At 36.7% G+C, this 9,906-nt stretch carries 11 protein-coding genes; all 11 read right to left on the bottom strand.

Annotation, left to right across the window (positions count from 1 at the left end):
* Positions 1–183 precede the first annotated feature (183 nt).
* The 11 genes from BM043_RS18980 to BM043_RS18920 all read right to left on the bottom strand — a co-directional run bounded on the left by BM043_RS18980 (position 184) and on the right by BM043_RS18920 (position 9,901).
* The gene (locus BM043_RS18980) at positions 184–513 is read right to left on the bottom strand and encodes a type II toxin-antitoxin system RelE/ParE family toxin (RefSeq protein ID WP_092794762.1); all 330 of its coding nucleotides are present in this window, start codon (positions 511–513) and stop codon (positions 184–186) included.
* Entirely contained in the window at positions 510–728 is a 219-nt protein-coding gene (locus BM043_RS18975; RefSeq protein WP_092794760.1) for a hypothetical protein, read from the bottom strand. Before BM043_RS18975 ends, BM043_RS18980 begins: the two co-directional genes overlap by 4 nt.
* Positions 729–1,323: 595 nt before the next feature.
* Positions 1,324–1,647 (bottom strand): type II toxin-antitoxin system RelE/ParE family toxin, encoded by a 324-nt coding sequence (locus BM043_RS18965; protein ID WP_092794755.1) that lies wholly within the window; start codon positions 1,645–1,647, stop codon positions 1,324–1,326.
* A complete protein-coding gene (locus BM043_RS18960) occupies positions 1,637–1,861 on the bottom strand; it encodes a hypothetical protein (protein WP_092794753.1) in 225 nt (74 codons plus the stop codon). Before BM043_RS18960 ends, BM043_RS18965 begins: the two co-directional genes overlap by 11 nt.
* A gap of 597 nt (positions 1,862–2,458) precedes the next feature.
* Entirely contained in the window at positions 2,459–4,123 is a 1,665-nt protein-coding gene (locus BM043_RS18950; protein WP_092794747.1) for a capsule assembly Wzi family protein, read from the bottom strand.
* Positions 4,120–4,875 (bottom strand): glycosyltransferase family 2 protein, encoded by a 756-nt coding sequence (locus BM043_RS18945; protein ID WP_092794744.1) that lies wholly within the window; start codon positions 4,873–4,875, stop codon positions 4,120–4,122. The genes BM043_RS18950 and BM043_RS18945 overlap by 4 nt, the downstream gene beginning before the upstream one ends.
* A gap of 90 nt (positions 4,876–4,965) precedes the next feature.
* Complete coding sequence (locus BM043_RS18940) at positions 4,966–5,517, bottom strand: putative colanic acid biosynthesis acetyltransferase (protein WP_092794742.1); 552 nt, start codon at positions 5,515–5,517, stop codon at positions 4,966–4,968.
* A 9-nt stretch (positions 5,518–5,526) separates the two neighbouring features.
* Positions 5,527–6,675, bottom strand: coding sequence for a glycosyltransferase (locus BM043_RS18935; RefSeq protein WP_092794739.1), 1,149 nt, complete (start codon positions 6,673–6,675; stop codon positions 5,527–5,529).
* Complete coding sequence (locus tag BM043_RS18930) at positions 6,675–7,628, bottom strand: glycosyltransferase (RefSeq protein ID WP_218144172.1); 954 nt, start codon at positions 7,626–7,628, stop codon at positions 6,675–6,677. The genes BM043_RS18935 and BM043_RS18930 overlap by 1 nt, the downstream gene beginning before the upstream one ends.
* A gap of 25 nt (positions 7,629–7,653) precedes the next feature.
* Complete coding sequence (locus BM043_RS18925; protein ID WP_092794733.1) at positions 7,654–9,012, bottom strand: O-antigen ligase family protein; 1,359 nt, start codon at positions 9,010–9,012, stop codon at positions 7,654–7,656.
* A 13-nt stretch (positions 9,013–9,025) separates the two neighbouring features.
* On the bottom strand, positions 9,026–9,901 hold the full coding sequence (locus tag BM043_RS18920; protein WP_177188531.1) for a glycosyltransferase family 2 protein: 876 nt from the start codon (positions 9,899–9,901) through the stop codon (positions 9,026–9,028).
* Positions 9,902–9,906: the final 5 nt, after the last annotated feature.

Raw genomic sequence — 9,906 nt, 5'->3', positions numbered from 1 at the left:
AAGCTTATTTTCATTAGTGTCCTTGGTGTCCTTAGTGGTTAAATATTCCTTTCCCAAGTCCCGATACATCGGGACGGGACAAGATGTGTCTTAGTGGTTAAACAATTTCTCTGTGTCCTCGGTGGTAAAAAAAACCATCAAGGACACAACGATAATCATCTTTATACTTGGTATTCTTAATAATCATTCGGACATTTTACCCAAAAGCAATCTCAATTCCTTATCGCTTATATCTGACTTTTCTGATTTATCATAAATGGACACTAGAAAAACAGTCTCTGCTGTTATTTTAAAAAATGTAAGTACCCTAGCTCCACCACGTTTTCCTTTTCCCTTTGAACGGATGGCTAATCGAATTTTATAAAAACCACTTCCCAGAGATGTTCCAATTTTCGGATTTTTTTCTAATTCTAGGATCAAATCGAAAATCTCTGATTTAAGAGAAGGAAACTTTCGAATCAACCTTTTGGCTTCCTTTTCAAAGTGCTCAATGGTTTCAACCCGAAATCTCACAATTCTTCCAAAAATTCTTTAGCTGGACGACTTTTCTTTTTCCCTTCTACAACATTCTTTAGCTCCTCAACCCCTAACTTAATGTTTTCACGAATCTGTTCATCTGTATCCTCTTGAATAGGGTCATCATCTATCCTAACAAAAGAAAAATTCCGAATCAGCTCCTTGAAGAATTTGAGTTTATTGTTTTCTACTTCTAATATCAATTTGGCCATAAAATTCTACTTTTATTCAAAAATACTGAAAAGCGTGCAAGCAAACAAAGTAGGAACATTTGGGCCTCGATTGAAAAATGAAAAACCACCAAGAGCACGAGTAAGGAAACCACTAAGAGCACAAAAAATAAAAACCACAAAGCGCACTAAGATCACAAAGATTTTCTTACTTATTCTTTCCCAAGTCCCGATACATCGGGACGGGACAAGATGTGGTTTAAAATCAAAAAAACCACGAAGAGCACGAAGGTCACAAAGCTTTTTTAAAAAAATCCCTTAGTGTCCTTTCCCGATGCTCGGGACAAGATGTGGTTAAATATTCCTTAGTGCCCTTGGTGTACTTTGTGGTTAGTAATTCTCTGTGGTTAGTCTTTATTCCAAAAGTATATCGCACTCACCTGCCCCATCACACTCGTCAGGTTCTTTCCCTTGGGGAAGTCGGGGGTGCTGGCCGGATCGAGCTGCCACTGATAGTTTCGGGCGTGGATGAACTGCAACTTGGAGCTGAGTAACAAATTCCCCAACTGCTTGTCGTAGAGGAAGCCGAGAGAAAGGCCAAGCAAGATTATTATATGAAAACCAGCAACAATAAAATCTATAGTAATTTGAGGAGTTGATTTATAGTTGAATCCGAAATATTCGACTGCTCGGATTTATCATAAATTGACAACAAATGAACTTCCTCCCTTACTACTCTTACATGCGTGATTACTCTACTGCCAGCACTTTTTCCTTTTCCTTTGCTTTTTATTGCCATTCGGATTTTATAGCAGTTTTTCAAAAGAGGAGTTCCCAGTGTAGGATTTTCCTTTAATTGTAAAATAAGCTCTGAAATCTCACTTTTTACCGAGGGGTACTTTTTGAAAAGTCTTTTTAAGTCCTTTTCGAATTGGGAAGTTGGTATAACTTTATAGCTCATCAAGTAATTCCTCGATTGTTTTCGGTTTTATTTCCCCTTTTTCAATCGCGATAGATTCCTTGTACCCTTTTGCTATACCTTCCAGAATACGCTTTTCTTCAAGTTTATCCGAAAAATCGGAGAGACCAACAAACTTCATTTTCATCGCCTTTGCAAAGGCCTTTAAAGCAGTCAGCTGCTCTTCATTTTCAAATTCTATGGATGCAACTTTCATAATCTAAATATAAGCATTATCGGAAATCACTACGAACACTAAAGACATTAAGTTTCTTTAAAAGATTAGTAGCAATAAATAATAAAACCACTAAGTGCGCGAAAGGCACAAAAAGTAAAACCACAAAGAACACGAAGTTCACAAAGATTTTTTCTTCCTTATCCTTTCCCGATGCTCGGGACAAGATGTGCCCTTGGTGTCCTTGGTGGTTCAAAATTCCTTTGTGTCCTTGGTGGTTCAAAAAGCAAAACCACGAAGAGCACGAAGGTCACAAAGATCTTTTATTTCCCATGTCCCGATACATCGGGACGGGACAAGATGTGTTCTTAGTGTCTTGCGGTAAATTAAAAACAAAAAAGAGCACAAAAACTAAAAACCACAAAGAGCACGAAGTTCACAAAGATTTTCTTACTTATTCTTAGTGCCCTTTGTGTTCTTTGTGGTTAAATAATCCTTTCCCATGTCCCGATACATCGGGACGGGACAAGATGTGAGTGGTAAAAAAAGAAGAAACCACCAAGAGCACGAAGTTCACAAAGATTTTCTTACTTATTCTTAGTGCCCTTTGTGTACTTTGTGGTTAGTAATTCTCTGTGGTTAGTCTTTATTCCAAAAGTATATCGCACTCACCTGCGCCATCACACTCGTCAGGTTCTTTCCCTTGGGGAATTCTGGGGTGCTGGCCGGATCGAGCTGCCACTGATAGTTTCGGGCATGGATCAGCTGGAGCTTGGAACTGAGGAGAAGGTTATTGAATTTTTTGTCGTAGAGAAATCCGAGGGAGAGGTCGACCCAGGGTTTGCGTTCGGTGAATTGAAGTAGAGCCTTGTAGTAGAAATCCTGATTATTGGCCAATCGTTCAAAAAGAACCCCAATCTTCTCCACTCCTTCCACTAAGGAAATTTCTACCGTCTGAACATTCGATCCGGTTCCGATACCTACACCAAGCGGCTGACCATAATTTACAAAACCTCTTGCAGGAGTATGGGTATGCCATGTAATCCCTCCTGTTAAGCCTCGATATCGGATGTATCTATTAACTGATTCCTGTTGATGCGTAATTTCAGATCGGATTTGAATCGTTTTTCCCAAATCAAGTACGTCAATTAATTGATTGAAGCCAAAAATAAATGCTCGGGCATGTTCTGGATTGAGGATGTATTCCCTCCAGGTAAAAGCATGGTCTCTCCGCCCATATTCAAAATACAGTTCAGATTTAGTTTTAGGGACCACTAAGCGACCAAATAAGGTAACGGTCTGATCCCTTCCATTTCCGTCAAAATCAACAGAATTACCTCCCTCAAAGAAATTTTTCTTTTGAAATCCCTCAAAAATAGGAAACCAGTCATAAAATTGATTTCCTCTGTTTTCATTGTATTGTTGGAAGGTTCGACTGAACCCAAAATAAAAACCCTTCACCCATTTTGGATTCCAGGTAAAAGTAACCGCATTGAGATACCGGAAGTCTCCGGAAAAGGGATCAAAGAAACGATCATTCAACTCTTCGTTTTGAGAAGGGGCAAAACCTGAGTTTTCTAATTTCCCTATTATAACTTGACCTTCGAAATTACCCAAAAAGGTTTTGGCTGGCTTAGTTGTATTGAACGTCAAATGAGGAAATCCCTGAGCATTATTGGAAAAGGTCAAGGCATTAAATTGGCCAGGTCCCCACCAGATATTTTCAGTACTTCCTCCTAGTTCAAATGCACCATATTGAAAAGTCAATTTAGACTGTCCCCACCAAGGCTTGAAATACCATCCGTCACCATACCGTTCAGGAAAATCCCCGTAATTCCAAAGTAAAAAACGGCTGTTGATCTGAGAATCTGTCATTTCTTCAAGACCAGTTTGGAATCCACTATTTTGAGCAAAAGCAAGCTCAGGACGAAAAGTTAGATTGATAAACTTATAATTAGCCTGAATTCCACCTGAAAGATAGGTTTGGAATCCGGGATTTGGAATCAAGCCATAATCTCCCCATCCATAAGGTCGTCCGGTAAGGATTCGAGTGGTATTGACAAAAGGCAATACACACACCTCCAAATCATTGATAGCAAAAGGCAAATCCAAATCCTGAGTAATTCGATAGAGGCTATCACCTGTAAGAACAGGCCGAAGCAAAAAAGAGCCACCGATGGTATCTGTGGCTCTTAATTGATTTCTTCGCTGCAATTCTTCTAGGATCGGAAAGCCCGCAGGGATAGACTGACCAGCAAGATCCAGCGAATAAAAAATGAGAAGAATGACTAGGTATTTTTTCAATGTAGTAATGGAATATACTCTAACAATTTCCTGAAATATCGGGAGTACAAACGAATATAATTAGTTTTTAACCCATTTTCACGGCAAGCCTTCAGGTCCTCCTGATTAATTATCCAGGTGCTTTTTAAGGATGCCGTACTGACCCCGCCCAATCGCATTTTCATCAGGTCAAAATCCAAATACCGATAAGGTAAATGATGCCTATAGAGAAAGCGAACCAAGAGTTCGAAGTCAGCTGCTATTTTGTAATCCGTTTTATATACCCCGTATTTTTCAAAATTTCTGCGATAGGTGAAAAAAGTAGGATGTGCAGGCATAAAGCCCCAAGAAAAAGCCCCTAAATTAAATCGTTTAGAAGAGTAATAGCGAACCGTCTTATCTAAATCATCTGGAGATACAAATCGAATATCCGCAAAGACACATTCTGTTTCAGGGTCAGAAAAACCTTCTACCACTCTTGAGATCGCATCTTTTCGATGGTAGAAATCATCGGAATTAATAATTCCGACTATATCTCCTGTAGCCATTTTAATCCCCTTATTCATGGCATCATAAAGGCCGCGATCAGGTTCGGAAAGAAACTTGGAAACAGTACCATTAGAAGATCGAATAATATCTTGGGTTCCATCTTTGGAATTCCCGTCTATGATGATGTATTCGATATTTGAGTAGTCCTGCGCAGCAACGCTTTCGATTGTGTCGGATAATGTTGCAGCAGAATTATAGGTAACGGTAATTAAAGAGACTTTCAAAGGAAAAGGTTAATCGTTAGAAAAAAATTAAAACTAATTTTATATTGATTTTTCAAAACACAGAACATTGAACTGAGAACCCTGAACAATTTATTCGATTATTTCCCGCTTTCGGACTGCTTGGGCTGGATTACCCTGGTAAATAGTATAGGGTTCCAAGTCTTTGGTCGCAACAGAACCTACTGCCAAAACTGAATGAGAATGACAGGTAACTCCCGGACAGACCACAGACTTCGCTCCTATCCAAACTCCTTCTTCAAGCTTAATTTCTCCAACCATCAAATCAAAAGATGACTTTTTGAAATTGTGATTTCCTGTCAATAACATTGCTCCTTGGGAGATACAAACATTTGAATGGATTTTTATTAAAGTAAGATTATCAATCCAAACTTCCTCCCCTATCCAAACATAATCTCCAATTTCCAAAAACCAAGGATACTTAATGTTGATATTAGGTTTGATGACAACACCCTTTCCGACTTTCGCTCCGAAAAGGCGCAGTAAAAGAACTTTCAGTTTGGAAAATGGATTGAGTGAACTTTTAAAAAACAGGATATTAACCAAATACCAAATCCCAATTTTTATTTTAGAACCTGGTCGGTACCAGTTATTTTCAAAAGAACTGAGATCTGTTTTTTTCAATTTCGATCTTTAAAATTCAAATAGTTCTTGATACTGCTTTTCAAAATCAGTTTCTTGAAGAAACTTCTCCGCAAATTCACGTGCTCCCCTTCTCCAGGCCAGGTAATCGACTTCATCCCAAGATGCGATTTCCATTATCTTTTCTCGGATTTCATCCGGTCGGTTTAAATCCATATCCCATCCTGCTTGAGCCTCCGGAAGGTTTCTCCAAGGAGTTTTATCTGATAATAAAACAGGTGTACCAGCATGTAAAGATTCAAAAATGGCATGTCCGAAATTTTCACCCTGGGTAAGTAAAAAGAAGAGATGATAATTTGAAAGTAGCTCTCCCGTATGAGCTGGGTTAACTTCTCCCTTATACTCAATTTTAACAGAACCACTTTTCTTATCAATATTCGCAAGACATTCCTTCCAATAGTCAACATCTTTTATCGGACCGAAAATATCAAAAGTAACAGAAAGACCATCAGGCAATTCTTGAACCACTTTTAAAGCTTGAAGTAGGTTTTTCTTTTCGCTAATTAAGGATAAATAAATGATCCGTAATTCTGCTTTCTTTTTTGAAAGCAATAAATTGGGAATCCCATTCTGAGCAGGGATATTACTGGCAATTTTCACTTTTGATTCGTCTCCAAAAATACCTAGGATATCTTTATATTCTTGCTGATCAGTTGTATGCCATATGATATCATTAGTTAATCCTAGAAGCTTCCAGACTTTTAAATATGATCTTTTTTTAAATTTTCCCGCTTTTAGGGCTCCTGCTTGAAGCATTCCCCGAGGCGCAATTACCCAAGAAACCGAATTAGAAATTGATTTCTTATGTAGCAATGGAAAAAAACTGAATGGGGGATTAAACAAGCCATTGATATAGATGACATTCGGACTAATACTATTGATTATTTTTTTTATTCTTTCCCTTGTTTGAAAAGTGGAATCTGAATAAAATACTTGGACATTTTTATCAAATTCAACCCACTTATTTTTATCAACATCCAATTCCCTATCCTCTCCAAGGTCTCGGTTTCCAGTGAAAACAAAAACTTGATAGCCTTTACTTAAAAACTTCGACAAATTAGTCAGTGATCTTGTAATTCCACCACTTTTGACTGCCGGTGGAAAATATTCATAAAAAATTAAGATTTTCGAAATGCTCATCAATTGGGGTTGGTAATAACAGAATTCAAATTGGCAGACCAAAAATCAAGCGAAATCTTTTTGCTTAAAGTTTTACTATTCTTAGAAAAATTAAAATAAGTATCCTCTGACATATCTTGTATTTGAAGTATTATACTTTTAAGATCTTTAAGTTTTGAGGCGTTGTATAAGAAACCATTAAAATTAGGAATAACGAAAGCGGTACTAGCTCCGGTTTCATAGGTCGACACAATCGGAAGCCCTGCCAAAACTGCTTCATGAACCACAACTCCCCAAGCTTCGTAAAGACTGGGTAAAATAAAAAATCCTGCATTTTTCATGATTTCAGGTAAATCTTCAGGCGAAACGAAAGGAATATGTTCGATTAAATCATCTTGAGGAATTTTTGATTTTAAAGGTCCATTTCCAATTAGCTTAACCCTTAAATCCAACCTACCTTCATCTAACAATTTCTGAAGAACTCTGAATAGATTCAACAAACCTTTATGCTCTACTAACCGCCCTACAAAAAGTAACTGTCTCTTAAAAGTATTCTGATTAATATCTTCAAATAACTTTTCATCTGCACAGTAGAGATTAGTAAGAATTTGATTGCTCGAAAAGCCAAGCCTTTGGGCAAAAGGAAATTGAGGCAAACCGGGAACCCAAATATGTGAGCTAAATTGCTTTAAAAACGAAGTGCCAAAGGTTCCGGCAACTCGCTGCTTTATAGTTCCAAGCCATTGATTATCCATTCCTAAAATAACAGGCTTGCCTTTAGCCTTAAAATACTTCCCTACAGCAGTGAACCGCTTATCCCCCCAACCTGCAAGGTAGATTATATCAGGATTATACTCCTTAGCTAAAAGCATTAGACTATTTGCATCCAAATCATCTCCATCTAGTATTTCGATTCCAGGTTCAGATTGCAACTTAAAAGGAGCCTCTACACTTGGGGTACTTCTAACTACCAAATACCGATTCCCAATTTTAAGATGGTCATGACGCATGCACGCCATCCAATACCCTGTCAGTCGTGTGTAGAGGATCAATATATTCTTCATGAATAGGGTAATAAATGATTTGCTGCTGCATCGCAAAATACAGGAACAGAAGCGGAGTAAAGGCATTCATCGATGCAGCCATCCAGGACTCGGTAACCGCAGAGGAAAGAATCAGTAATAAAAAACCAAAGGCCAATTTCTTATCTGTAGAACGTTGGAAACAACGAAATAAAAACAAAAGGTATAGTGCTAAGCCGATAAACCCAACATTCAATAATAAACTCAAATAAGAATTCCAGACCCCATACCAATGCCTAGCTGCATTTTCACCAATATTTGCACTCCGATAACCATCCACAAAATAATTATCATACATCATGCCTTGACCGAATATAGGATGCTGCAAGACCTCCTCCCATGCCACCACCCATACTTCCGTTCGACCACTCGCTGTACTCAGAGTATCTAACCTTAATTCCTCTTGAAAACCAAAGGAGGATAGAATTTCAATCAAATCCGCTGTTGAAACAACATAAAGTAAAGGTGGTAAAACCAAGAGAAAAGGAATCAACAAGCGCTTGGAATCAAAAAGCCAAATACTAGTTTGGTAAATAAGAATTGCAAGCATTGCCGTCCTACTTCCTGATAAAAACAACATGACAAAGATCACAACCTTAACTATCAGTGATCCTCTATTGGGTTTAAGAAAATTATTTCTTTTCTGAAGTAAATCTAGAATGGGATAAAAAAACATCAATAACAAGCCAAGCCCATTAGGATTATTCATCAATCCTTTAAACCTACCAACCAAGTAAAAGACACCTTCAATCCTAAATGGAATTGTGATAGAATTTATAAAAATAAAAATCAACAGAAAGCTAAAAATCAACCTCTCAACCTCAAATGGATTTTTCCTATAAAGAAGATCTATCAGCTTAAAGAGGATCAAAGCCATTAGTAGATAGGCTACAGCCCTGCTAAGAGCAATAATTCCAAGGGGAGAGAATAAGGCAGTAACAAACAATCCAAAAAGCGTAAATAAACCTATCTTCCACCCAAAATTCAACTTTAATAAGCCCTTCTGAAACAAATAAACCACACTAAACCCAATCAGTAAAAAACGAAGGTTATTTGCAAAAGAGAAAAAACCAGAAATATTATCCCCTAGAAAGAAAGTGAGCAAAAATACAATTAGAAGAAATTCTAAACGAAGGTTTTTTAAATAGAGAAAAGAAAAAAGAAAAATTCCAAAAGCCCCTAAAAAACCTCCAAGAAACCCGCCAAGAATAATTAATATAAGAATAATATAAATTCTAATTTGATCACTGATAACAAATCGGATTGAGTTTAACATTCTAATATAAAAGTTAAAACCTTACCTTTAACCAATAATTGAACTGACTTATTGAAAGTGGAGAACGTTTCTTAAATTCAAAAATCAATATAGATGAAAAAACTCCTTTAATTATTTGAAAAAAAGAAGAAATTAAATTTTTATCATATTTTACACTAAATAATATATGACTTATTGTTTTTCCAATAAAATATGGAAACACATAAATAAAAGGATATCTAGTTAAAACAATAAATAAATCATTTCTAACACTATTAAATTTAAAACGGTTTAGCCATTGAGGTGAGCGTTCACCTGGGTTGTAATTATGAAACACTTTAATCTTTTTTCCAAATTTTATTTTTGAACCATTTTTAATCAATTGCATAGCTAGATCAGTTTCTTCGCCATAGCTATGAAATTCGTCTCTAAAACCACTAGTTTTTATAAATTCACTTCTCCTAAAAGCACAACCACAAGCAATAAATTCACCGATTTCCTGATTATCGATAAGATGATGCCTTTCATGAAGCCATTTTCTGTTAGGCTCGTTAATATCAAACATTAACCCGCCTAAACTTAAGTCTGAGTTAAAATAATCGACAACTTTTTCTAAAGCATCTTTCTCCAAAAACCATGCATCGTCATCCATAAAAACTAAAATATCGGAATCACATAAGGAAACTCCATAGTTACGTGCAGAAGCCTGCCCCAAATTTCTATCAAGCCTTTCATAAAAATACTGATCAGGGATTAAATTATTAATCTCAAAATCACCACAGTCATCAATTATATAAACTTGAAAATTTGAATAAGATTGTTTAATAATTTCATCAACAAATTTTTTTATATCAATAGGCCGATTATATGTTGGTACTATAACACCAATTCTTAATGGATTAAATGACACTTTAA

The organism is Algoriphagus hitonicola, assembly GCF_900113375.1.
In the GTDB taxonomy this organism is placed as follows: domain Bacteria; phylum Bacteroidota; class Bacteroidia; order Cytophagales; family Cyclobacteriaceae; genus Algoriphagus; species Algoriphagus hitonicola.
The sequence above is the reverse complement of the archived record's forward strand: the minus strand, read 5'-3'. Positions and strand labels throughout refer to the sequence as shown.